General features: G+C 67.2%; 19 protein-coding genes. 10 read left to right on the top strand and 9 right to left on the bottom strand.

Annotation, left to right across the window (positions count from 1 at the left end; translation table 11 throughout):
* Positions 1-719 precede the first annotated feature (719 nt).
* Together ACH438_RS37395 and ACH438_RS37390 are read right to left on the bottom strand one after the other, a co-directional pair.
* A complete protein-coding gene (locus ACH438_RS37395) occupies positions 720-929 on the bottom strand; it encodes a DUF397 domain-containing protein (RefSeq protein WP_397014261.1) in 210 nt (69 codons plus the stop codon).
* Complete coding sequence (locus ACH438_RS37390) at positions 919-1818, bottom strand: helix-turn-helix domain-containing protein (RefSeq protein ID WP_397014259.1); 900 nt, start codon at positions 1816-1818, stop codon at positions 919-921. Before ACH438_RS37390 ends, ACH438_RS37395 begins: the two co-directional genes overlap by 11 nt.
* A 320-nt stretch (positions 1819-2138) precedes the next feature.
* On the opposite strand from ACH438_RS37390, the gene ACH438_RS37385 reads away from it, so the two are divergent.
* Positions 2139-2348, top strand: coding sequence for a hypothetical protein (locus ACH438_RS37385; RefSeq protein ID WP_397014257.1), 210 nt, complete (start codon positions 2139-2141; stop codon positions 2346-2348).
* 500 nt (positions 2349-2848) lie between these two features.
* Here ACH438_RS37385 and ilvA read toward each other — a convergent pair whose 3' ends face one another.
* Entirely contained in the window at positions 2849-4213 is a 1365-nt protein-coding gene (gene ilvA, locus ACH438_RS37380; RefSeq protein ID WP_397014255.1) for a threonine ammonia-lyase IlvA, read from the bottom strand.
* 199 nt (positions 4214-4412) lie between these two features.
* On the bottom strand, positions 4413-4850 hold the full coding sequence (locus tag ACH438_RS37375) for a nitroreductase family deazaflavin-dependent oxidoreductase (RefSeq protein ID WP_397014253.1): 438 nt from the start codon (positions 4848-4850) through the stop codon (positions 4413-4415).
* 87 nt (positions 4851-4937) lie between these two features.
* On the opposite strand from ACH438_RS37375, the gene ACH438_RS37370 reads away from it, so the two are divergent.
* The 6 genes from ACH438_RS37370 to ACH438_RS37345 all read left to right on the top strand — a co-directional run bounded on the left by ACH438_RS37370 (position 4938) and on the right by ACH438_RS37345 (position 12696).
* A complete protein-coding gene (locus ACH438_RS37370; RefSeq protein ID WP_397014251.1) occupies positions 4938-5159 on the top strand; it encodes a hypothetical protein in 222 nt (73 codons plus the stop codon).
* Positions 5160-5251: 92 nt separating this feature from the next.
* Positions 5252-5881 carry an MspA family porin gene (locus ACH438_RS37365; RefSeq protein WP_397014249.1) on the top strand — a complete coding sequence of 210 codons (630 nt, stop codon included), beginning with the start codon at positions 5252-5254 and terminating at the stop codon, positions 5879-5881.
* A gap of 35 nt (positions 5882-5916) precedes the next feature.
* A complete protein-coding gene (locus tag ACH438_RS37360; protein ID WP_397014247.1) occupies positions 5917-7902 on the top strand; it encodes a hypothetical protein in 1986 nt (661 codons plus the stop codon).
* A gap of 9 nt (positions 7903-7911) precedes the next feature.
* A complete protein-coding gene (locus ACH438_RS37355; protein WP_397014245.1) occupies positions 7912-9414 on the top strand; it encodes a hypothetical protein in 1503 nt (500 codons plus the stop codon).
* On the top strand, positions 9407-10900 hold the full coding sequence (locus ACH438_RS37350) for a glycosyltransferase (protein ID WP_397014243.1): 1494 nt from the start codon (positions 9407-9409) through the stop codon (positions 10898-10900). Before ACH438_RS37355 ends, ACH438_RS37350 begins: the two co-directional genes overlap by 8 nt.
* Before the next feature lie 107 nt (positions 10901-11007).
* Positions 11008-12696 carry an ArnT family glycosyltransferase gene (locus ACH438_RS37345; RefSeq protein ID WP_397014241.1) on the top strand — a complete coding sequence of 563 codons (1689 nt, stop codon included), beginning with the start codon at positions 11008-11010 and terminating at the stop codon, positions 12694-12696.
* A gap of 3 nt (positions 12697-12699) precedes the next feature.
* Here ACH438_RS37345 and ACH438_RS37340 read toward each other — a convergent pair whose 3' ends face one another.
* From ACH438_RS37340 to ACH438_RS37330, 3 genes are all read right to left on the bottom strand, one after another.
* Complete coding sequence (locus tag ACH438_RS37340) at positions 12700-13842, bottom strand: cellulase family glycosylhydrolase (protein ID WP_397014239.1); 1143 nt, start codon at positions 13840-13842, stop codon at positions 12700-12702.
* A 41-nt stretch (positions 13843-13883) separates the two neighbouring features.
* On the bottom strand, positions 13884-17432 hold the full coding sequence (dnaE, locus tag ACH438_RS37335) for a DNA polymerase III subunit alpha (protein ID WP_397014237.1): 3549 nt from the start codon (positions 17430-17432) through the stop codon (positions 13884-13886).
* A 136-nt stretch (positions 17433-17568) separates the two neighbouring features.
* Positions 17569-18819, bottom strand: coding sequence for a serine hydrolase domain-containing protein (locus tag ACH438_RS37330; protein ID WP_397014235.1), 1251 nt, complete (start codon positions 18817-18819; stop codon positions 17569-17571).
* Between the two features lie 128 nt (positions 18820-18947).
* Between ACH438_RS37330 and ACH438_RS37325 the strand changes: the two genes are divergently transcribed.
* Positions 18948-20342 (top strand): alpha/beta hydrolase family protein, encoded by a 1395-nt coding sequence (locus ACH438_RS37325; protein ID WP_397014233.1) that lies wholly within the window; start codon positions 18948-18950, stop codon positions 20340-20342.
* Here the strand turns inward: ACH438_RS37325 and ACH438_RS37320 are convergent.
* A complete protein-coding gene (locus ACH438_RS37320) occupies positions 20339-20707 on the bottom strand; it encodes an antibiotic biosynthesis monooxygenase family protein (RefSeq protein ID WP_397014231.1) in 369 nt (122 codons plus the stop codon). The genes ACH438_RS37325 and ACH438_RS37320 overlap by 4 nt on opposite strands.
* A 91-nt stretch (positions 20708-20798) precedes the next feature.
* On the opposite strand from ACH438_RS37320, the gene ACH438_RS37315 reads away from it, so the two are divergent.
* Positions 20799-21302 carry a MarR family winged helix-turn-helix transcriptional regulator gene (locus ACH438_RS37315; RefSeq protein ID WP_397014229.1) on the top strand — a complete coding sequence of 168 codons (504 nt, stop codon included), beginning with the start codon at positions 20799-20801 and terminating at the stop codon, positions 21300-21302.
* Positions 21303-21364: 62 nt separating this feature from the next.
* Positions 21365-21982 carry a class I SAM-dependent methyltransferase gene (locus ACH438_RS37310; RefSeq protein WP_397014227.1) on the top strand — a complete coding sequence of 206 codons (618 nt, stop codon included), beginning with the start codon at positions 21365-21367 and terminating at the stop codon, positions 21980-21982.
* A gap of 6 nt (positions 21983-21988) precedes the next feature.
* On the opposite strand, the gene ACH438_RS37305 is transcribed toward ACH438_RS37310, so the two are convergent.
* Positions 21989-23560, bottom strand: a complete 1572-nt coding sequence (locus ACH438_RS37305; RefSeq protein WP_397014225.1) for an alpha/beta hydrolase — start codon at positions 23558-23560, stop codon at positions 21989-21991.
* Positions 23561-23630: the final 70 nt, after the last annotated feature.

Genomic DNA, 23630 nt, shown 5'->3' with positions numbered 1-23630 from the left:
CCGTTCCCGCAGCTCCGCCGGGTATCTCCGATTGCCTGCCATACCGTCGATCCTCTCCAGATCCAACGGTCTCCCTCAAACCCGGGGTGGTCCAGTCACGATCTTGAACCAGACCCCACACATTGTCCAAATTCGATCGGAACGATCGCCCCGACATCCCACATCGCCGCTCCCATGCTGACCGCTCCGGCCAGCCCAGGGTGGCAGAAGCTCAACGGGCCGAGCCGATCCGAGGCCGGCAGCACGTACGCTACCGTCGCTGATCGCGCTGCCCGAGTCGGCCAACGCGCCGTGGTGGAAGATCAACTGGCCGTGGCCATCCAAGGCTGACGCTCCATCATCTATGCCGATGGCAGGGCCGTTCCGGCCGGCGAACCGGCCAGAAATCTGGGTCTGTCGATTGGGTGGAAGCCTGGGCGCTCGGTATTGCAGAGGGGAAAGGGATTTGGCGCATATCTGAGTGGTTGTGTGCTTGCCGCCGGATGCGATCGGTGACGTGCAGACCGCGCTGACTCGAGTACTTGCTCCGTTCGAGATGTACGAACAGGACGAACACACGTCCTACGAGGACGAGCCCGACCGCCGGTACCGCCCGGCGGCAACGAGAACTACCTGACGGTCAGCTGAACATCTGACATCGCACGCCGTCACGCCGGCAATAACAAAGCGAGCGCCCCGCCCGAGGTGGGACGCTCGCATATTCGGTCTAATGATTGAAATCAGTTGGGGCGCTTGAACTCTCCGTCGTTGACGCCCGCCGTGAAGGCGCTCCACTCGCCGGGCGTGAAGACCAGCGCTGGGCCGGCGGGGTTCTTGGAGTCGCGGACGCCGACCATGCCACCGTCCAGGTAGGCGACCTCCACGCATTCGCCGCCGCCCTGGCTGTAGCTGCTTTTGAACCAGTGCGCGTCGGACAGATCAGTGTCCACTCTCATGCTCCCTAGCTAACTGCCTGAACAACTGTCGGCTGCTCGAACTATCGAGCGCTGCACCCCTCAGGCGATCGTACGATCGCAGGAAGCTTGCCACGTCGTCCGCGTCCTCAATGTACATGTTGCCCACGATGCCCTCCAGGAACACAACAGGGGGCTCTACGGGCTCACCGGGTGCGGATTCTCCGTACTGCAACACGACAAACGGAGGCATCGAAATACCGCCCGGAAAGCCTGCGGCGGAACGAAGTACACGGACCTCAACGTTGTCTTGGGCTGACCGATCTGCCAGATGCCGGAGTTGGGTAGCCATGATGGTCCTGTTGTCCACGACCCGGTGCAACGCTGCCTCGCCGACCACGACATCCAGCATCACTGGCTGTGTCTTGCGAGTGACGATCTTCTGACGCTGCATCTTCAACTGCACACGTCGCTGCCATTCTTCAGGGGAATCATCAGGCCAGATCTGGCTGACCAATGATCGGTCATAGTCTGCGATCTGAAGTAGGCCAGGAACCAGGTCGGGTTGGTACGTAACGATTTTGGTTGCGGCGGCTTCGAGCCCTACGTAGACATCGAAGTCCTTGGGGATCAGGTCGCCGTATTGGTGCCACCAGTTCTTGACGTTGGCCTGCTTCGCCAGCCCAACCAGGGCTGCGGCGAGATCCTCCGGCAAGCCGTACAGATCGCAAACGGCCTGTATGTCCCGCGTCTTGATGCGAGAGTTCTCTCCCTTCTCCAGCCGCGCGAGGCTGGTTGCACCCATTTCCAGAAGTTGAGCGGCCTTCGCCTGGGTGTACCCGGCGCGCGTGCGCCACTCCAGCAGATACCGGCCGAGTTGGCGGCGCGGCAGCGTCGAACCCGCGTCGCTGATTGGCTGTGTCATTGCATCCTCCGTTTCGGGGATGTCGAATTCACCGTTCCGGAGCAATCCTCCCACCTGTGGCGGAGGTCATTCAGGGAATTCGGGGGCGTTTTTTCGGTGACTCCGTTTCGCTGGAGCCCTCGTGACTATGAGGTGTGTCATAGGTGCGCGCCCGGCGTCGGTAGAGCCGCTGGGGTTACCGAGCAGAACGGACGTAGACAATGAGGTTTCGGCCAACCGCGATCGGATACGTCCGATCGGACATCAGCGGCACGCGGCAAGCATGGGACGAGACGGAGATTCGTAGCGCGGCAACGCTCCGAGGTTTCGACTTCGCGAAGATGATCGTCATCGACGGCCGAACCGGAAAGCCGCTACTCGCAGGGCTCAAAGCAACGATCACGCGCATCAAGGCCGAAGCCGTATTCGTTCCGAGCGCGAAGCACTTCGAGGGCGACACCGTACCCGGCGATCTTCGGCAGGTGGTTGACGTCATCACCGTGAGTCCTGAAAACACCTACACACGAACCGATTCCGATGGAAATCGATGACGCGCTGGCGCTGATCAGCGAAGAACGTCCCGCCGGCTGGGTTCAATACCACGACGGGACATGGGCTCCGGTCTGGCAGGACGGGCATATCGGCCCTTCGTTCACAATCTCGCAGCTGATCCAGTTGACCACTGGGAATGTCTCGCCGTGCAGGCTGATGACGTTCTAAAACTGCTGTCACACTGCACCTCTGGGGGATTCCATGTCCGCGTTGGCTCAGTTCGTATTTGTTGCGCTTTCCTGTATCGGAGTTGTTGCCGCCGTGCAGTGGGGCGTCTCCGACAACCGATCGAACATGTCGACCATCCATGACGAGCGTCGTCTCAACGCCGACGCTCACCCGTTCCATCGCGTCCCCGTCCGCAATCTGCATCGCATACACGGGCGACATCGTGCCTAGGCTGGGGCTCGCTTCGCTGACCGCCCGCCACGGACGCGGACCTGAAGCGCGTGGAACCCCGACGCGCCCCAGGCCGATCACGTGCACTGACCGCGACGGGTCAGGTGAGGTAGCGGTAGGCCGTGGAGTTCGGGTCGAGACGCTCGCCCTGGATCGGGGATTCGTCCATTCGCTTCATGAGGGCGTCCAGGTCGTCCGGCGAACTCAGTTCGATGCCGACGAGCGCGGCGCCGGTCTCCCGGTTGTTGCGCTTGACGTATTCGAACAGGGTGATGTCCTCGTCCGGGCCGAGGACTTCGTCCAGGAAGCGGCGCAGCGCGCCGGGCTCCTGCGGGAAGTCCACCAGGAAGTAGTGTTTCAGGCCCTGATGCACCAGCGACCGCTCGATGACCTCGCCGTAGCGGGAGACATCGTTGTTGCCGCCGGAGAGCAGGCACACCACGGTCATGCCGGGCTCGATGTTCACCTCGCGCAGCGCGGTCACCGACAGGGCGCCCGCGGGCTCCGCGACGATGCCCTCGTTCTGGTAGAGCTCGAGCATGGCGGTGCAGATGGCGCCCTCGTCCACCGTGATCATGCGGAAAGAGGCTGTGCCCGTGGCGGATTCGGTCGAGGCCAGCAGCGGCAGCGAGGCGTGCGAGCGCACGTGCCCGCCGAACCGCGAGGTGGCCTGATAGGGCACCGCGCCGATGCGCCGCACGGCCGCGCCGTCCACGAACGGATCGATCTCCGGCAGCGTGACCGGTCCCCCGGCCACCAGCGCCGCGGTCATGGAGGCCGCACCCGCCGGCTCGACCCCGAGGATGGCGGTGCGCGGCGAACGGGCCCGCAGGTAGGTGCCCACTCCGGCGAGGCAGCCGCCACCGCCGACCGGCACGATCACCAGATCGGGTTCGCGCCCGAGCTGTTCGAGGAATTCGGCGGCAATGGTCCCCTGCCCGGCCGCGGTGCGCGGATCGTCGAAGGGCGGGACCATGGTGGCGCCGGTCTGCGCCACATCGTCGGCGGCGGCCTCGGCGGCCGCGTCGTAGGTGTCGCCGATGGCGATGAGCTCCACGAATTCGCCGCCGTGCACGCGGATTCGGTCGCGCTTCTGCTTGGGGGTGGTGCGCGGGACGTAGATGCGGCCCTTGATGCCCATCGCCTTGCAGGCGAAAGCCACGCCCTGGGCGTGGTTTCCGGCGCTGGCGGTGACCACGCCGGCGGCGCGTTCGGCCGCGGTCAGCTGGACGATGAGGTTGTAGGCGCCGCGCAGCTTGTAGGAGCGGACAGCGGTGAGATCCTCGCGCTTGAGGTAGATCTCGGCCCCGGTCAGCGCCGACAGCCGCGGAATCCGTTGCAGCGGCGTCGGCTCGATAATATCGGAAATTCGCTTGGCGGCAGCATCGATCTCGTCCGCCGTCAATTCGGGCAGCGGACCGGACACTTTCTCTGCAACTACAAGCGGATCAGACACCCGGATCATGCTAGCCGGGAGCTCGCGGGCGCTGCGCGGCAGCGCCCGTAACCGGGCGAATCATCCGTTTGGCACCGCGCGGCCGTTGTGGCGGGTCTCACCGTCGCGCCGGGCGCGCGCGGCGAAAATGCCCCGGCCACAAGGTGACCGGGGCATTTCCCGTGCCGCCCGCCGTGACTCCCGGTCGCGCGGCGGGCGACGCCTTACTTCAGGAGCGAGGCGTGAGGACGAAGACCGGGATCTGGCGGGTGGTCTTGGTCTGGTAGTTGGCGTAGTCCGGCCAGACCGCGACCGCGCGCTCCCACCAGACCGCCTTCTCGTCACCGAAGACCTCGCGGGCGTCGTAATCCTCGACGTCCTCACCGTCCCGCAGTTCGACGTGCGGGTTGGCGACGAGGTTGTGGTACCAGACCGGGTGCTGGGGAGCGCCGCCGCGCGAGGCGACGACGGCGTATTCGCCGTCGTGCTCGACGCGCATCAGCGCGGTCTTGCGCAGCTTTCCGGTCTTCGCGCCGACACTGGTCAGCACGATGACGGGCACGCCTTCGTGGGTGCCGCCCTCGGCGCCGTTGGACGCCTCGATCTTCTCGGCCTGACTGCGGGCCCAGTCGGAGGGACTGGGTGCGTACTCTCCGGTTAGTGGCATGAACGGGTCAACAGGCCCATTTCTTGTTATGTTCCCGACAGAAAAGTTCGCTTGCCCGAACTTTCTTCGCCCGGGTACCCTGTGATCATGGCAGTGGTTCACCCTACGCAGGCGCAGCGCACCCGGTCGCGGGTCGCGACCGTGGATATCGCCGGTACCGCGTGGCCGGTGTACAAGCTCGAGGCGCTGGCAGGCGCCCTGGTCACCGCACTGCTGGTGGCATTGATCGTCGGTTCGGTCCAGGCCGCGGTGCTCGCCGCGGCGACGGTCGCGGCACTGCGCTGGATCGTCGCGCTCGCCCGCCACTGACTCGCTCGCCGGGGTTTCCACTCAGTTAAGACCGACCGGTCGGCCCGTGTCTTGCCGGTGATTCATTCGGTTCTTCTATTACTTTGAAGCCCATGCGGCACTCCTACCTCGGCATTCTTCTGTTGTCCGTCGGTGGCGTGCTGTGCCGCGCGCTCCCCGCGCACGCCGACGTCGTCGATCTCGCGCCGCATGAGCGAACCTTCCAATCGGCGTTCGGTTCCTTCACCGTCGGCAACCGGAACGAATCCATCAACCGGATCGCGCCGCTGAACATGGTGGGCACCTCGCGCGAGGCCCTGGTCAGCAATGTCGCCTACGGCACGGTCGACGGCATCGCCGGCGGCAGCCTGAAGACCGGCTATCACGTGGGCTGCTCGGTGAACCTCAACAACGGCACCGCCGGCCTCGCGGGACAGGCCTTCGTCTCACCACCGTGGGGTGTGGGCGTACCACCGAATCCACAGACCTTCGGTGGCGGCAATGCCTGGAGCGCCACCCCGAGCGTGAACCTCACGCTCGCCCCGGGTGAGATCAAGGAAGTTCCGGTCGGTGAGAAGGACCTGTTGCCCGGTGGTCAGGTCGCAATCGTGGTGCGCGACTTCCACATCACGGTCAACAGCTGCGCCGGACCGGTCTCCATTCGCCAATACACCTACGTCTACGCCAAATCCGCGGCCGTCGACGACAGCGGCGCTGTCTTCGGCGATCCCACTTGGCTATAGGCCCGCATCCGGCCTCCGACCGCGTCAGGAGAACCATGATCTTGCGTGTGTTCCGCTCAGCGACCCGGGGGCCTGCCGCTCGAGGCCTGTGCACCGCCGCGTTCGCCGCGGCGATCACGGCCTTGGCGCTGCCGGTGACGCCGGCGCCCGGACTGCCCGCGGCGAACGCGGCGCCCGCGGACAATCCGATCCCGCTGCAGAGCCTCGGATTGGGTAAGGCGCTGCTCTTCCCGGGCCGGGAACACGAGGTGACCCTGACGCTGCCGCTGCTGCCGGGTCTCGCGCCCGCCGCGATCACCGGGACCGTGCAGCTGCCGCCCACGCTGACGCACGGCACGCTGGAGGCCCGGTCCGCGCAGCGATTGCTGGATCGGGTGAACCTGCCGCTGGATCCGCGTGCGCCCGTGCGGATCTCGCTGGCGGGGGCCGAGGTGGTCGGCAATGCGGTGAGTGTGTCGCTGACTTCGTCGCTGCTGCCCGAGTCCGGTATCTGCCCCGACGACTGGCAGGGGCAGCCGCTCACCCTCACCGACGCGTCGGTCGTCTACTTCGGCGAGGAGACGCAGCCGACCACGGTCGCGGAGTTCCTGCCGCCGGTGCTGAACCGGCTCACCATGTACCTGCCCGCGAACCCGTCCGATACCGAGAGTGCCGCGGTGCTGGCCTTGAGCGCGGCGGCGACCGCGCGCTACGCCAATCAGCCGGTAGCGGTGGATATCCGCCGAATCGAGTCCGGCGCAACGCCGCCCGATCATCCGCCGGCCTTCCTGGAGCGGCAGATCGTGATCCAGGAGGGCTCCGATACCGGGTTGCGTGTCACGGGTGGACCGGCGCCGTCGCTGACCGTCTCCGGGGACAAGAATTCGCTGCCCACCCAGATCCGTTTGCTGACCAGCGATCTCTCGCGTGCGGCCATGGCCGGGTCGGCCACCGCGATCGGCCTGCCGGTGGCCCCGCAGCTCGCGCCGGAATCGACCACCCTGCAGGAACTCGGGCAGGGGCGGTTGAGCGCGACCGCCATCGGCTACGTGAAGGTCGACTTCGCCATCGATATGACCCGGCTGGGCCGGCCGTCCAAGAATGTGCGAGTCCACTTGCACGGCAATCACACTCCGCTGCCCGACACCTTGAACGGGCAGCTCGCGGTGACGATCGGTGATCGGCAGATCGCGGCCCGGCCGGTGGTGTCGTCGGGACGCTTCGATCAGTGGGTCACCATCCCCAATGAACTGCTGACCCGCTTCACCACCGTCTCCGTGACGCTGCAGCAGGCGGGCCTGACGCATGGTTGCGGGCTGGAACAGCCGGTCACGCTGACCATCGATCCGGATGGTGAAGTGCAGGGCCAGCTCTCGAAGCCACCGGTTCCGGGCGGGCTGGGCGCGGTGCCGCAGGCGCTGATGCCGCAGTTGCAGGTGGGCCTGCAGACGCCGGGCTTCGCCGATACCGTCCGGGCCGCACAGATTCTGGTCGCCGTGCAGCGGCTGACCGCGGTGCCGTTGCGGCCGCAGCTGGTGTCCTTCGATACGGCGGTGCGCAGTGATCAGCCCGCGGTGCTGGTGGCCGCGAACGGCGGGCTGCCGAGCTCGATCACGCTGCCGCTGGATCGCAGTGGCGACACCCTCATCGTGTACGGCGACGATGCCGATCTGGAGACGAAGATCGATCTGAAGCCGCCGCTCTCGTTCGGTTCGCTGCAGGCCACCTGGACAGGTAAGCGGATGGTGGTGGTCGGCACCTCCACGCAGGCGCCGGAACACCTGGACCGCCTGCTGAATTGGCTGCTCGCCGATCCGGATCGGTCCTTCCGGCTGGCGGGTCCGGTGCTGTTGCAGGCGGGTGACCGGGATCCGGAGTTCTTCGACCCGGCCGCCGATCTCGCGCAGCAGGTGACCGCGTCCGGGACCGAGGACTCCCCCATTCCGCTGGCGCGGCGGCTGGCGCTCGGCGGCGGGGTGGCGCTGGCGGCCGGTCTCGTGGTGGCGGCCGGAATCCTGTTGCAGCGACGACGTAATCGCTGACCCGGGCCGATGACCACCAGCACCCGATCCCGCGCCCCGGGGCGGACCGTGCCGTGGCTGACGCTGACGCGCTTCGTCATCGTCATCGCCAGTCTGGTAGTCGCGTTCTGGCATCTGCGCGGGGAACTGATCGAGGACGTGCAGCAGGGCTCGGATATCGGCTATGTGTTCGCGATTCCGGTGCTGGGCATTCTGGCCGCGGTCGGCATGGCGCTGCGCCGCGGCGCGGAACTGCCGATCTACGACCGGCAGACCGACATCATCGTGGGCCTGCTCGGACTGCTGTCGACGGCCGCGCTGCTGGGCCTGCTGGTGCAGCGCTACCGCTACGAATACGAGGTGCTGCACCTGGATATCGTTGCGGCGCCGCTGTTCCTGCTGAGCATGTCCATCCTGTTGTTCGGGCTGCGGCCGGTGCTGCGGTTCTGGCCGGTGTGGGTGCTGGTGCTGCTCATGTGCTTGCCGGTGCTGTATCGCTACGCGGTCATCACCCTGGGCGGCAGCCGGCCCGCGCACGCGGTGGCCATGCTGGTGCCGGCGGCGGTGGCCGCGGCCATCGCGACCGGCCGCACCCGGCGGCGGGCGCTGGCCGGCGGCATCCTCGCGCTGATCGCGGGCGGGGTGGCGGTGCTCGTCATGCGGACCTGGTTCCGGGACGCGCCGCTGCTCGCCTACGAGCTGATACCGCCGATCGTCGGGACCTATACGGCGACCACCGTCATGTACTTCAATCAGCGCGGCTGGCGGTCGGTGAAACCGCTCGACCGGGCGGTCCTGCCGCATACCGCGAAACGCTCGTGGAGTGCCGCCGCGGCGGTGGTCTTCTCGACCGGGTTGCTGATGCTCATCTCGGTGCCGGACGAGTACCTCATCTCCTCGCCCGATATGCCACAGCTGGCGGTGGCGCAGTCGCCGGCGGTGGTGCCGGGCTGGCAGCAGCTCGCCGCCCGGGAATACCCGTGGGCCAAGCGCTTCTTCGGATCGCGGACCACCTGGGTGCGGGAGCAGTGGCAGGCGCAGCGCGGTAATCCGGCGTGGGACAAGGAATCCCGGCGCCGCCGCATCATGGTGGACATCGTCCGGTCGGAGAGCGCGCACACCATCGAGCGGTATCCGGAGTTCATGCTGTACCGGCTGAACCAGCCGCGGGTCAGCCCGCCCATCCGCATCGATCTCGGGCACGGCATCACCGCCCGGCTCAATACCGTCCTCGACGATCGGCGACTGCTCAGCTGGACGTGGCTGAGCTGGTACTGGCAGGGGCCCGGCGGCGCGCAGCGGATCAGCCTGATCTCGGCCGACAATCACCTGCCGGACGCCGAATTCCCGCAACCCGAACCCTCGGTGCTCGCTACCTTCGAGAACCTGATGAACCAGATTCTGCGCGGCAACGCGGTGGTGCTCGACCCGGAATCCGATGCGGGCGACCCGGAATCCGAGCACAAGGACCGCGACATGCTCACCGGCATAGCGCGCGAGATCGTACGGACGGGAGCGGGCCAGGATGAGTGAACTCCCCGGCCTGGCCACCCCCGACGAACGCGCCGCCGCCCTGCACGCCGCCGTGCACGGGCTGCGCGAGACCGATCCCATGGCCTCCGCCTCGGTGGCCTTCCTGCCGTGGCAGCGCAATTCGGCGCTGGCCATCGTGGCGGTGGCGATCGTGTGCGCGGTGTTCTTTCCCATGCCCACGCTGATCGCGGTGATGGCGGTGTGCACGCTGGGCTACGCCGCCGTCATGGTGGACCGGGTCATGATCTTCGCGCGCGGCATGGCGCGGGACGCCATCCTCACCGTGGACGACGAAACCGCCCGCGCCGTACCGGAATCCGCGCTGCCGCCCTACACCATCCTGGTCCCCGCCTACGGCGAGCCCGAGGTGGTCGGGGATCTGATCGCGGCGCTCAACGGCATCGACTATCCGCGGGACAAGATGCAGGCGCTGCTGCTGCTCGAAGAGGACGACGATCCGACCATCGAGGCGGCGCGCAGGGCGGGCATCGGCACCGCGGGCAGCGAGCACATCACCATCGTGCTGGTGCCGGCCGCCGACCCGCGCACCAAACCCAAGGCCTGCAACTACGGATTGCATGCCGCCACCGGCGATATCGTCACCATCTACGACGCCGAGGACATTCCGGATCCGCTGCAACTGCGCCGCGTGGTGGCGGCCTTCCGGACGCTGCCGCGGTCGGTGGTGTGCATCCAGGCCAAGCTGGCCTTCCACAATCCGCGGCAGAATCTGCTGACCGCCTGGTTCACCATGGATTACGGGCTGTGGTTCAGTTTCCTGCTGCCGGGGCTCATGCGCAGCAGCGCGCCGATTCCCCTGGGCGGCACCTCGAATCACTTCCGGCGCAATGTGCTCACGGCCATCGGGGCGTGGGATCCCTACAACGTCACCGAGGACGCCGACCTCGGGGTGCGGATCGCGGCGCGCGGATACTCCACGGCCGTCATCGATTCCATCACCCTCGAAGAGGCGAATCCGGATGCCATCAACTGGATCCGGCAGCGCTCCCGCTGGTACAAGGGGTATCTGCAGAGCTGGCTGGTGCATGCGCGGCGGCCGCTGGCGCTGTGGCGCAAGATCGGCCCGGCGAGTTTCCTGCGGTTCACGCTGATCCTGGCCGGGACGCCGATCATCGCCTGCCTGAATCTGGTGTTCTGGTTCGTCACGCTGTCGTGGGTGCTGGGGCAGCCGGACGTGATCGAGCGCATGTTCCCAGCGGTGGTGTACTTCCCGGCGCTCATCGCGCTGGTGCTGGGGAACGCGGCGACGGTGTACATGAATCTGGTGGCCTGCCGGGAGAACGGGCGGCCCGATCTGCTGGTGACCTGCCTGACCTCACCGCTGTACTGGCTGCTCATGGCCATTGCCGCCACCAAGGGCTGCTGGCAGTTGATCCGGAACCCCTCCTACTGGGAGAAGACCTTTCACGGGCTGGGCACCGCCACGGAGACGAACGACGAACCACCGCCGGAGGCAGCCCAGTGACCACTGCCGCACACCAGGGGACCACTGCCGCACACCAAGTGCCAGGGTCCGAGTACTCGAGGCCCGCCGATGCCGGCGGCCCGGCGATCCCGGCGAGGGGCGCAGCGGTGTCCTCGGCCGGGGGCGGCCGGGCTCGCACCGTCCGGTTCCCGCGCTGGATCTTCGCCGGGTCCGCGCTGCTGTACCTGGTCACCGGGACCTTCCTGACCGCGGGGCGCGGGTATCTGATGGGCGATGCGCTGAGCCGGGTGTCGGCCACGGAATCGGCGTTGTTCAGCCGGGATCCGCATCTGTCCGCCATCGGTTTCGTGTTCACGCCGCTGACCTCGCTGGCGCAGTTGCCGTTCGTGGCGTTCGCGCCGTGGCTGCCGGGGGTCACCCGGTGGGGGTTGTCCGGGGTGGTGATGACCGCGCTGTTCATGGCGGGCGCAGTGGTCATGATCTGGGGTATCGGCACGGATCGCGGTGCGCCGCTGTGGTTGTGCGGGATCGTCACCGCGGTGTTCGCGCTGAATCCGATGGTGGTGTTCTACGGCGGGAACGGCATGAGCGAGGCGCTGTTCCTGTTCTGCCTGTGCTGGGCGGTGCGGCGGCTCATGCGCTGGGTGCGGACCGACGGGGTGCACGATCTGGTGGCGTGCGGGATCGCGCTCGGGCTCGGGTATCTGACGCGCTACGACGCGCTGGCCCCGGCGGCCGCGGCGGGGTTGTTCGTGTTCGTGCTCAGCTACTACCGGCGGCGTACCGACGAACATCGATTCACCGGGGCGGCAATGGATCTGGTGCTGGTCGGCGCGCCGGTGGGGCTGGCGTTCGTCGTGTGGGCGGCGACCAGCTGGCTCATCACCGGGCAGGCCTTCCAGCAGTTCACCTCGCAGTACGGCAATTCCGCGATCCTGGCGCAGTCGGGCGCGGAGGCGCCGGGCCACGCGATCGGGGCGCTGCAGTATTCGATCGGGGCCATGCTGATCCTGGCCCCGGCGGTGCCGCTGCTGCTGCCCATCACCGGTGCGCTGGCCATCCGGCGCCGCGATCTGCAGGTGATGGTGCCGCTGCTGTTGTGCGGGGCGGTGCTGGCCTTCCAGATGCTCAGTTACGCAAGCGGTTCCACCTTCGCGTTCCTGCGGTTCTACATTGCGGTGATCCCGCTGGTCGCCATGCTGGTGCTGCTGATCCCGCCCGCCCGCGAGATGCCGCCGAGTCTGCGGCTGGGCCGGTACGCGGACGGCGGAGGCGAAGTGAAGACCGCGAATCGGGCGATGGTGCCGATGTTCGGGGCGGCGCTGGCGGCGCTACTGCTGGTCGCGTCGCTGCCGGTGACCGCGCTCGGCATGAACAGTCAGTTGATGGCGGTGCAGGAGTACGCGCTCGGGGCCGTGCTGTTCCCGAATCCGAACGATGTGTCGGCCAAGTACTCCGACGAGGCGCGGATCGCCGCCACCTTCTCCACCGAGCGGCGGCTGGCCGACTACCTGGACGCGCACCATCTGGCGCGTGGGTCCATCGTCATGGACACCGTGTACGGGTTCGCGGTGCTGGTGGCCTCGCAGCATCCGGATCGGTTCGTCATTCCCTCGGACCGCGATTTCGTGCGCACGCTCAATCAGCCGCTGGAGCGCGGGGTGAAATACTTGCTGGCGGTGCCGAATACCGGCCGCGGCACCTCCGATGCGATCAATCGCCGCTACCCCACCATGTACGAGAACGGCGCGCAGATCGCCACCCTGGAGCTGGAGATCCCCAATGACGGTGCGGGCCAGCCGGACTGGCGGCTGTACCGGGTGATCGGCAGCTGAGCGTCAGCCGACGGTGATCTCCCTGGCCACCGTGTCCCAGAGCGGATCATCCGGGCCGACGTCGTAGGTGCATTGATCCAGCCGGGGATCGGGGACGAAGGCCCAGATCACCGCGCCGGCGGTACCTGCCGCACGCTGGCCGGTGATGCGCTTGTCCATGATGTCGCGGCGCTGGTCGAGGCTGTCGCAGGAGCCGGCGTATTCGCCGATCTCGCCGATCAGCAGGGGTTTGCCCATGGCGCGGGCCTGGGTCAGCCGGCGGGCCAGCCCATTGTTGGCATCGCCGGGCAGCGGATTGCCGTCCTCGGTGTAGTCGTGGAATTCGACCACGTCGATATTCGGGGACTGGCTGACGAAGGTGAAAGCGTCTCCGGCGGTGCCGCATTGGCTGCCGCCGACATAGCCCGCGTAGATCAGCCGCTTCGGATCCAGTGCGCGCACGATCTCCCCCGCCTGATCCATGAAGGTGCGCAGCACCTGTGCGGCATCGCTGGGGCAGGTGCGGTTCTTGAGATCGCAGCTGCGGCCGCAGATGCTGGTCTCGGGTTCGCCGACCAGTTCCCAGCCGGCCAGCACGGGCGAACTGCGCCAGCGATCGATGGCGGTGTGCACCCAGTCCTGGAAACTCATGACCGAGCGGCCCGCCACCGGATTCGACTTCTTCCAGCCGTCCACGTACCACTGCCGCTGCTTGAAGATCTCGTCGCTGCACTCGCCGGTCTGCGCGGACAGCACCGGCAGGATGACGCGGCCGTACTTCTCCGCGGCCGCGAATACCGCGTCCACGGCGGTGAAGTCGAGCTCGTTCGTGTTCTTGTCCACCGCGAAGGCCTGGAAGAGCGAGAAGCGGGTGAGCGCATGGTCCGGCAGCCGGCGGAAGAAGGCATCGAGATCCACCTCGGCGCCGCAGCCGTAATTGATGGAGTACCGGGTCGCCAGCTGCGGTCCGTTGAAACCCGCGGGCCACCACGGCTTGCCGCGCAACTGCAGCCCGCCGGGCGCGGCCGAGACCACCGCCTCGGCGGCGGGCGCGCTCACCACCGCGGACGGTGTGACGGTCTTGATGACATGGTGCGGCCCGCTGTCGCAGGCGCCGACCGCCGCCAATAGGCCGATACTCAGCAACACCCCGAGTTTGCGCGCCATGCTCGGCACCCTACCTGCGTAGAGTGCCGAGTCCGGGGAGGCTAGCTGGCGAGACAGCCCGGGCCGAGCAGGGCCTTCAGGTCGCCCATGAGGGCCGAGGAGGGCGAGACGCGTAGGTTGTCGGCGACCTTGAGCATGGTGGTCCGGTCCCGCGAACCGACGTGGCGGATGTGCACATTCGCGGTGCCGGGGTGGCTGCTCAGCACCCGCTTGAGCGCGCCGATCTTGTCCGGTGTGCACAGGCGGGTCGGAATGATCACCGAGAGCGGCTTTTCCACGCCGATGGACGAAAGATCCGGCACCACCAGATCGTTGGCGATGAGCGAGATGCGGTCGTCGCGGGCGGAGACGCGCGCCTTCACCAGCACGATGGCGTCCTCGGTGACATCCATGCCGTACACCGAATAGGACTGCGGGAAGAACAGCACCTCGATGCCACCGGTGAGGTCCTCCAATTGCGCGGAGGCCCAGGGCATGCCGTTCTTGTTCACGCGGCGGGTGACATTGGCGAAGATGCCGCCGATGGTGACCTGCGTGCCGTCCTTGATATCGCCTTCCAGAATGGCCGGGATATGGGTGTCGGACTGCGCCGCGAGCACATGCTCGACGCCGTTGAGCGGGTGGCCGGACACGTACAGGCCCAGCATCTCCCGTTCCAGCGCCAGCTTGTGCTTGGTCTCCCACTCCTCCTCGGGGATCTTCACATTGAAGACACTGGCCACCGAGTCATCCGCGTCGAGCCCGCCGAAGAGGTCGAACTGGCCCATGGCCTCGGCCTTCTTGGTGGACATGACCGCGTCGATGGCGTCGGAGTGCACCAGCAGCAGGCCCTTGCGGGGATGGTCGAGCGAGTCGAAAGCGCCTGCCTTGATGAGGGATTCGGTGACCTTCTTGGTGCAGGCGATGGCGTCGATCTTGTTCAGATAGTCGGAGAAGTCGGTGAACTTCGACTTCTCCTTGCGGGCCGCGATGATCGAGGCCACCACGTTCGCGCCGACATTGCGCACCGCGCCCATGCCGAAGCGAATGTCATGGCCCACGGAGGCGAATTCGAGCTGGGACTCGTTCACATCCGGCGGCAGCACCTGGATGCCCAGGCGGCGGCAGTCGGCCAGATAGACGGCGGCCTTGTCCTTGTCGTCACCGACCGAGGTGAGCAGACCGGCCATGTACTCGGCCGGATAGTTGGCCTTGAGGTAGGCGGTCCAGAAGGACACCAGGCCGTACCCGGCGGCATGCGATTTGTTGAACGCGTACCCGGCGAACGGAAGAATGGTGTCCCACAACGCCTTGACGGCGGGCTTGGAGAAACCGTTCTCCACCATGCCCTGCTCGAAGCCCTCGTATTCGGCTTCCAGGATCGAGGCCTTCTTCTTACCCATCGCGCGGCGCAGAATATCGGCTCGGCCCAGGGAGTACCCGGCGACCTTCTGGGCGATCTGCATGATCTGCTCCTGATACACGATCAGGCCGTAGGTATCACGCAGGATTTCCTTCAGGGGCTCCTCGAGCTCCGGATGGATGGGTTTGACCTCTTGGCGCGCGTTCTTGCGGTCGGCGTAGTCGTTGTGGGCGTTCATGCCCATGGGGCCGGGGCGATACAGCGCGAGCACGGCCACGATGTCCTCGAAGCCGGTGGGGATCATGCGGCGCAGCAGGTCTCGCATGGCGCCACCGTCGAGCTGGAACACGCCGAGAGTGTCACCGCGCGCGAGCAATTCGTAGGTGGCGGCGTCTTCCAGGGGCAGCGTGTCGAGGTCGAGTTCGATGCCGCGGTTGTTCTTGATATTGATCAGCGCGTCACCGATGACGGTGAGGTTGCGCAGGCCCAGGAAGTCCATCTTCAGCAGGCCGATGGCCTCACACGACGGGTAGTCCCAGCCGGTGATGACCGCGCCGTCCTGCGCGCGCTTCCACACCGGGATCGCGTCGGTCAGCGGCTCGCTGGACATGATGACCGCGCAGGCGTGCACGCCGGCATTGCGGATCAGGCCCTCGAGACCGCGCGCGGTCTCGTAGATCTTGTTGACGTCCGGATTGGTATTGATGAGCTCGCGGACCTCGGCGGCCTCTTTGTACCGCTCGTGCTCGGGATCCATGATGCCGGACAGCGGAATGTCCTTGGCCATGATCGGCGGCGGCAGCGCCTTGGAGATCTGGTCGGCGATGGCGAAACCGGGCTGGCCGAACTGGACGCGGGCCGAGTCCTTCAGCGCCGCTTTGGTTTTAATCGTACCGAAGGTGATCACCTGCGCGACGCGGTCGCTGCCCCACTTGTCGGTGGCGTAGCGGACCATTTCACCGCGGCGGCGATCGTCGAAGTCGATATCGATATCGGGCATGGAGACGCGCTCGGGATTGAGGAAGCGCTCGAACAGCAGACCGTGCGGAATCGGGTCGATGTTCGTGATGCCCATCGAGTAGGCGACCAGCGAACCGGCCGCCGAACCACGGCCCGGGCCGACATTGATGCCGACCGAGCGGGCGTAGGTGATGAGGTCGGCGACGATGAGGAAGTAGGCGGGGAAGCCCATTTCGTTGATGACGCCGATCTCGTAATCGGCGCGCGTGATGTAGTCGCCCGGAACGCCCTGCGGGAAGCGCCGATCCAGGCCGCGCATGACCTCCTTGCGCAGCCAGCTGGCCTGTGTCTCGCCCTCGGGAACCGGGAAGATCGGCATCCGGTCGCGGTGCGACCAGACATCGTCGTAGGACTGGACGCGCTCACCGATCAGCACCGTGTTGTCGCAGGCGCCGGGGACTTCCGCGTCCCAGAGGGCGCGCATCTCCTCGGCCGACTTCAGGTAGTAGCCGGAGCCGTCGAACTTGAAGCGGGTCGGGTCCGAGAGCGTCTTGCCGGTCTGAATACACAGCAGCGCTTCGTGATTGGCCGAGTCCGATTCGTGGACATAGTGGCAGTCATTGGTGGCCAGCGGCGGAATGCCCAGCTTCCTGCCGACATCCAGCAGGCCCTCGCGGACGCGGCGCTCGATGGACAGGCCGTGGTCCATGATCTCGAGGAAGAAGTTCTCCGGCCCGAAGATCTCCTGCCATTTCGCGGCAGCCTCCAGGGCCTCGCGCTCATGACCCAGGCGCAGGCGGGTCTGCACCTCACCGGACGGGCAGCCGGTGGTGGCGATGATGCCCTCGGCGTATTCGGCGATGATCTCCGCGTCCATGCGCGACCACTTGCCGAGCTGACCTTCCAGAGAGGCCAGCGAGGACAGCTTGAACAGGTTCCGCAGACCGGTCGCGTTCTCCGCGACCATGGTCATGTGGGTGTACGAACCCGAACCGGAGACGTCGTCGCCCTTCTGCGACGGGTCGCCCCAGAGCACGCGTTTGGTGTTGAACCGGGACTCCGGCGCGATGTAGGCCTCGATGCCGATGATCGGCTTGATGCCCTCTTTCTTGGCCGAGTTGTAGAACTCGGAGGCGCCGAACATATTGCCGTGGTCGGACATGCCGACCGCCGTCATGCCGAGTCGCGTGGCCTCTTTGAACAAGGGCGTGATCTTCGCCGCGCCGTCGAGCATCGAGTACTCGGTGTGGTTGTGGAGATGGACGAATGATCCCGGCGAGGCTGACACGCAGACATACTATGCGGCCCCACGGACAGGTTTCGAAGGCACGCGGGCGCAGTCGCGGCAAACGGCGTGGCGGCCTCCGCGTGTCGTGCTCGAGGTCACGCCGGCAGCACTCGAGGCCACGCGGAGGCCCGGCGGTCTAGGCCGCGACGGACTCGGCGAGGGTGGCGGTGCGGCGCGCTGCACGAGCACCCCGCACCGCCAGCGGCAGCACCCACGCCGACGCCATCTGATCGGAAGTCAGCGCACCCAGCGAGAGCCGGTTGTGCACGAACCCCACGGATAGTCCGGACCGCGGATCGGCCCACCCGAAGGAGCCGCCCAGTCCGATATGACCGAAGCCCGAATACGCGCCGGGCACCGGAAGCGAGTGATAACCCATGTGCCACATCATCGGGATGTAGAACAGCGCGTGGTCGAGCCGGTAACTCTCCACCTGCCGCATCGCCTTGACGGTCTCCGCCGACAGGAATCGCCGGCCGTTGTGCATGCCGCCGCTCGCGAGCGCGCCGTAGAGCGTGGCGAGTCCGGTGGCGGTGCAGACGCCGTTGCCCGCGGGCAGTTCGGTGTCCAGGATCGGCGGCTCATCCCCGTCGAGGAACGCCTCCAGCCCCGGCAGGAACAGCGCGCGCGACGCCGCCCCGAGCGAACCGGGCAGCCCGTAGGCGCGGCCGAGGAACAGCGAGATGTACGTGGAGCCCACGAAGTCCAGCCGATTGCCCTGGAAGCCCGCCGCGGTGATCGGCGAGCCCGCCGCCGGCCGGCCCAGATGAATGCCGTCGGTGCCCAGCGGTTCGGCGATCTCGGTGCGGAACAGCTCGGCCATGCCGCGCCCGGTGACCGCGCGCGCCAGCCCGGCCAGCAGCCAGCCGAAGGTCAGCGCGTGATAGGTCGGAACGCCCAGCAGATGATCGGGTTTCGCCGCCGCCAGCCGCTCTTCCATGAGCCGGTGGTCGAGCACCTCGTCGAGACCGTTCGCGATCTCGGGCAGCCCGTACAGCCCGGCGCGATGGGACAGCACCTGCCGCACCGTGATTCGTTCCTTGCCATTGGCCGCGAACTCGGGCCAGTAGTAGGCGACGGGTGCGTCGTAGTCGAGGAGTCCCCGGTCGGCGAGCCGGTGGATGACGGTCGCCGCAATGCCTTTGGTGGCGGAGAAGATGACGGCCCCGGTATCGGGCCCCCAGGCTCCGGCCCGCCCGGCCTCGCCGGTCCAGATCTCCACCAGCGGTTCCCCGTGCCGGTGCACCGTGAGCGCGCCCCCGGCGCCGGAACGCCCGCCCATCAGCCGTGCGAAAGTGCGTACCAGCGGCCCGAATTCGGGAGCCGCGATACCGCCCACACCGGTGGGTAGTGCCGCGATCTCCGGGGCTGAAGCGACGTTGCTCACGTTATACACGGTACGAGTTGCGGGCCGCCCGCGGCAATGACGTAACTTGGAGAGTTATTCCCGTTGGCCCAGTAGTTATTTCGAGTGTCTGAACGGTGACGGGGGCGTGACCCCCATACGCTGTGCCTATGCGTACGCTGCGGTCTCTGGTACTGGCATCGTTCGCCGTGGTCGTGCTGGCGGCCGCGGCCTGCTCCTCCTCCGCGCAGCAGCCCGCGCCGGCCGTGCGGGTGAGCGGGGATTGGCACGGCAATGTCGAGGTCCCGAACGATCCGATCGCGGTGGGGGTCACCTTCACCGAGGACGGGACCGCGACCATCGACATTCCGCTGCAGGGCATCGCGGACGCGCCGCTGTCCGAAGTGAAGGCGGATCAGGACAATGTCACCTTCGCCCTGCCGAAGGTCGCGGGCAACCCGACCTACCAGGGCAAATACGATAAGGGCTCGGACAGCATCCTGGGGCGGCTCACCCAGAGCGGGAAGACCTTCCCGCTCAACCTGACCCACGGCCGGGTCGAGCTGCCGCCGCGCCCGCAGCAGCCGCGACCGCCGTTCCCGTACAAGTCCGAGGATGTCACCTACCGCAGCGGCGATATCACCATCGCGGGCACGCTGACCGAACCGAACACGCCCGGCACGCATCCCGCGGTCCTGCTGATTCCCGGCAGCGGCGCGGTCGACCGCGACGAGGAGATCCTGGGCCACAAGCCGTTCCTGCTGCTGGCCGACACCCTCACCCGCGCCGGATACGTGGTGCTGCGCAGCGATAAGCGCGGGGTCGGCGGCACCGGCGGGGATCTGCAGGATTCCGACTACAACGACCTCGCGAACGATATCGGCGCGGGCGTCGCGTTCCTGCGCGGCCGGCCCGAAATCGACGGCAAGCGAATCGGTCTGCTCGGGCACAGCGAGGGCGGCTACCTCGCGCCCCTGTACGCCGCGCGACCCGACAGCGGGGTGGCCTTCGCCATTCTCATGGCCGGGCCCGCGGTGCCCGGCTCCGATGTGATCCAGGAGCAGACGCAGCTCATTCTCACCGCGCAGGGCGTGCAGCCCGATGTGATCGGCAAACAGATCGGCTACCAGTCCGCGCTGGCGAGCGTCCTCCGCGTCGGGGATCTGGAGGCCGCCAGAACGCTTGCGCACCAATACAACGACAGCCTCCCGGCCGACGAGCGGCAGTCGAACGAGGCGGTGGACGCGTCGGTGTCGATCTACATGCAGGCGCTGTCGAATTATGATCCAGCGCCGGCGCTTTCGGCCCTGCGGATGCCGGTGCTGGCCTTCTTCGGGAGCAAGGATCTGCAGGTGCCGCCCGCGCAGAGCGAGGGGCCCATGCGGGCGCTGCTGGCCAAGGACCCCGATGCCACCGTGCATGTCTTCGACGGGCTGAACCATTTGATGCAGCCCGCCGACAAGGGCACGCCCGACGAGTACGCGAAGATCCAGATCACCATCGATCCGCAGGTCCTCACGTACATCACCGCCTGGCTGACCCAGCGTTTCCCGCCGAACGGTTAGCGCACCGGGTCGCCGGGGGCGACGTCCACGACGACCTGGTAGGGCATCGGGCGGGCGGTGAAGGTCAGTCCCGGGTCCTCGTTCATCGCGCGGACCGACTCCAGCCACTCGGGACTGCGCCGGGCTTCGTCGAGCGCGAGGCCGGATTCCCATTCGGCCACATTGATATAGGTGAGTTCGGCCTGTTCGCTGACCGCCCGGTGCATGCGGGCGCGCAGGAAGCCCGGTGCGCCGGACATGCAGCGGGCATTGGCCTTCCAGTGTTCGAGGAAGAGTGCCTCTTGACTCATGGGCACGGAGAACGCGTTGATGAGGGTGACCGGCGTTTCGAGGCCGCTCATCGTGTGCTGAATCGGTTTCGCCATGCTTCGACGGTAGCTGCACGCACTAGTGATTGTCACTATCGGAGACAATGTTCTTATATGACAATCTTCGATGATTGCTAACCTCATCCCCATGCAGCTCGACGACCGCAATGTGTTCCTGATGTCCCAGATCGGACAGCACGTGGCCGACCGGCTCGCGCTCGCCCTCACCCCGCTGGGCCTGCATCTCGCCCACTTCGGCGTGCTGTCCCACCTGCGCGCCACCCCCGGCATCAGCCAGCAGGAACTGGCCAACCGGCTCAATGTGCACCGCAATGCCATGGTCGGGCTCATCGACGACCTCGAGGCCCGCGGACTCGTACAGCGCAGCCGGCATCCGGCGGATCGGCGCGCCTACGCGGTGCAGCTCACCGATACCGCGCGCGCCATCCTGCGGCAGGCCGAGGAACAGGCCGACCGGCTCGAGGCCGACACCATGGCGCCGCTCTCCGACGCGGAACGCGCACAGCTCGCGGACCTGCTGCTGCGGATCGCACGGCATGCCGAACTGCCCTCGGGAGTCCATCCCGGACTGTATTCACGCCACACCGGACTGCGCGGATCACCGGGAACGCACACCACTTCCGGCGAGTAGGCCCGCCGAATCCGGCCACCCGGGTACTGGCGCACAACCGATCCGATTGCGAGAGTGGACCCGTGGGAATCTACGAAGACCGGGTACTGCCGCGGCTCGTCGACCTGACCTGCGGGTCGAATCGCATGAACGACACCAGGGAGCGAACCTGCCATCAACTGCACGGGCGCGTGCTCGAGATCGGCTTCGGCTCGGGCCGCAATGTGCCGTTCTACCCCGCGGCCGTGAAATCCGTCAGCGCCGTGGAGCCTGCCGACCTCGGCTGGCGCCTGGCCGGTGAACGCATCGCCGCCAGCACCGTCCCCATCGAACGCGCGGGCCTGGACGGGCAGTCACTTCCGTTCGCGGACAACAGCTTCGATTCGGCGCTGTCCACCTGGACGCTGTGCACCATCCCCGACGCGGGCGCGGCGCTGGCCGAGGTGCGGCGAGTACTGGTGCCCGGCGGCACCTTCCACTTCGTCGAGCACGGCCTGGCCCCCGACGCCGGCATCCGGACCTGGCAGCACCGGCTGAACCCGATCCAGCACGCGCTGGCCGGCGGCTGCAACCTGGACCGCGAGATCCGAGCTCTGGTCGAGGCCGCCGGCTTCGAGTTCCGCGAGGTGGACAGCTTCTATCACCCGGCCACCCCGAAGATCTTCGGCGCGCTGACCTTGGGCGTCGCGGTCGCACCCTGAGCTGAGTCAGTTTCGCTCGAACGGATTGCCGTCCGCGGGGCAGGTCGCCTCGGCGGGTGGAAGCGTTCCGGCGATGAGGTATTCGCGCTTGGCCGCCTCGGCGCAGGTGCTGTGCACGTACATGCTGCTGTGGCCGGCGCCTTCGATGACCAGCAGGTGTGCGTCCGCAAGCTCACGCGCACCCGCCGCGGCGCCTGCCAGGGGCGTCGCGGGATCGTTCCGGCCGTTGATGACGAGAATCGGTGCGGCAGTGCGCCGATCCCACGGACCGGAGTACGGCCGCACCGCGGTCTGCGGCCAGTAGGCGCAGGTCATCGCGCCGAGGACACCGAGTCGGCCGAAGTACGGGACGCGCTGGTCTTCACTGACCGCCAGTGCGCTGTAGACAGATTCGTCACGCGGCACCCGGCTGTCCCCGCACTGGATGGCGTCGAAGGCCTCGGTGTAGTTGTCGTCGTAGGTGTTCGCATTGCCGGCGCTGCCGGTGCCGATCTCGGCGGCGCGGCCGACGAGCGACATCGCCTCGGCGAGTGCGTCTTCCGGACGGTACGGGGTGTCACGCAGGTCGTAGAGGTGCTGCAGGGTGTCGGCGAGTTGTGGCCAGGCGGCCGGATTCGAGAGCGCGCCCGCGGCGGTGATCACGGCGCTGTAGTCGTAGCGGGTGCCGTCCCAGGCGATCGGCTCGCGGCGTACGCGATCGATGATCCGATGCCATTTGTCCACCGGGTTGCCTTCGGAGAACGCACATTTGGGTCCTGCGGCCGTGCAGGAACTCAGCATGGCGTCGAAGGTGCCGGAGATGCCGGTGGCGACGTCCTGCCGGGTGTCGATCGGCTGGTCCACCGTATCGATGCCCGCATTGCCCCGGAAGTCCAGCGAACCGTCCAGCGCCATGGCCCGGACCCGGCCCGGAAACATGTTGGCGTACAGGGCGCCGAGGTAGGTGCCGTAGGAAATGCCGTGATAGGTGAGCTTTTCGTCGCCTACCGCGCGGCGCAGCAGATCCAGATCGCGGGCGGTGTCCACCGTCGAGACATGCGGGAGCAGGTCGCCGGCATTCGCCTGGCATTGCTCGGCCAGGCTCTTGGAGGCGGTGAAGAACGGGCGCTCGCCGTCGGCGGCGCCGGGCAGTGGCGGATAGGCGGTGAGGAACAGCTGCTGTGCCGTGGCATCCGGAAAGCAGCGCACCGGTGCGCTGTCCGCGACGCCGCGGGTGTCCCAGGACACCAGGTCGAAGCGGGCGCGCAGGGCCTCGGAGAACAGCCACGGCCAGCGGGCTCGTTCCCGGAGGCGCTGCACGCCCGAGCGGCCGGGGCCGCCGAAGTTGACGAACAAGGTGCCGATGCGCCGGGCCGGATCGGCGGCGGGAAGTTTGATCAGGGACAAGCCGATGGTGCGGGACCCGGGCTGCGCGTAGTCGAGCGGTACTTGTGCTGTCGCGCAAGAGAATCCGTCACGGCAATCGGCCCACTGCAGGACCGGTGCAGGCGCCGCGTCGGCGAGCGCGTCCAGGTAGGAATCCGTTGGGGTCTCGGCGTGCGAGGGGACTGCCGGAAGGGCCAGTAGCAAGCAGATCACTATGGCCCGAAGGGCGTTTCGTCTTGGAGCTGGTGATGCTTGGGGCAATGGCACCACTGAATTCCTAGCA

It is taken from the genome of Nocardia sp. NPDC020380, from assembly GCF_044386975.1.
Classification (GTDB): Bacteria; Actinomycetota; Actinomycetes; order Mycobacteriales; family Mycobacteriaceae; genus Nocardia.
The sequence above is the reverse complement of the archived record's forward strand: the minus strand, read 5'-3'. Positions and strand labels throughout refer to the sequence as shown.

What these genes read in the sequence shown, in the direction of transcription:
- ACH438_RS37390 (WP_397014259.1), bottom strand. Translation starts at nt 1,818, where the DNA reads ATGACACAGCCAATCAGCGACGCGGGTTCGACGCTGCCGCGCCGCCAA.
- ACH438_RS37385 (WP_397014257.1), top strand. Translation starts at nt 2,139, where the DNA reads ATGATCGTCATCGACGGCCGAACCGGAAAGCCGCTACTCGCAGGGCTC.
- ilvA (WP_397014255.1), bottom strand. Translation starts at nt 4,213, where the DNA reads ATGATCCGGGTGTCTGATCCGCTTGTAGTTGCAGAGAAAGTGTCCGGT.
- ACH438_RS37375 (WP_397014253.1), bottom strand. Translation starts at nt 4,850, where the DNA reads ATGCCACTAACCGGAGAGTACGCACCCAGTCCCTCCGACTGGGCCCGC.
- ACH438_RS37370 (WP_397014251.1), top strand. Translation starts at nt 4,938, where the DNA reads ATGGCAGTGGTTCACCCTACGCAGGCGCAGCGCACCCGGTCGCGGGTC.
- ACH438_RS37365 (WP_397014249.1), top strand. Translation starts at nt 5,252, where the DNA reads ATGCGGCACTCCTACCTCGGCATTCTTCTGTTGTCCGTCGGTGGCGTG.
- ACH438_RS37360 (WP_397014247.1), top strand. Translation starts at nt 5,917, where the DNA reads ATGATCTTGCGTGTGTTCCGCTCAGCGACCCGGGGGCCTGCCGCTCGA.
- ACH438_RS37355 (WP_397014245.1), top strand. Translation starts at nt 7,912, where the DNA reads ATGACCACCAGCACCCGATCCCGCGCCCCGGGGCGGACCGTGCCGTGG.
- ACH438_RS37350 (WP_397014243.1), top strand. Translation starts at nt 9,407, where the DNA reads ATGAGTGAACTCCCCGGCCTGGCCACCCCCGACGAACGCGCCGCCGCC.
- ACH438_RS37340 (WP_397014239.1), bottom strand. Translation starts at nt 13,842, where the DNA reads ATGGCGCGCAAACTCGGGGTGTTGCTGAGTATCGGCCTATTGGCGGCG.
- ACH438_RS37325 (WP_397014233.1), top strand. Translation starts at nt 18,948, where the DNA reads ATGCGTACGCTGCGGTCTCTGGTACTGGCATCGTTCGCCGTGGTCGTG.
- ACH438_RS37320 (WP_397014231.1), bottom strand. Translation starts at nt 20,707, where the DNA reads ATGGCGAAACCGATTCAGCACACGATGAGCGGCCTCGAAACGCCGGTC.
- ACH438_RS37315 (WP_397014229.1), top strand. Translation starts at nt 20,799, where the DNA reads ATGCAGCTCGACGACCGCAATGTGTTCCTGATGTCCCAGATCGGACAG.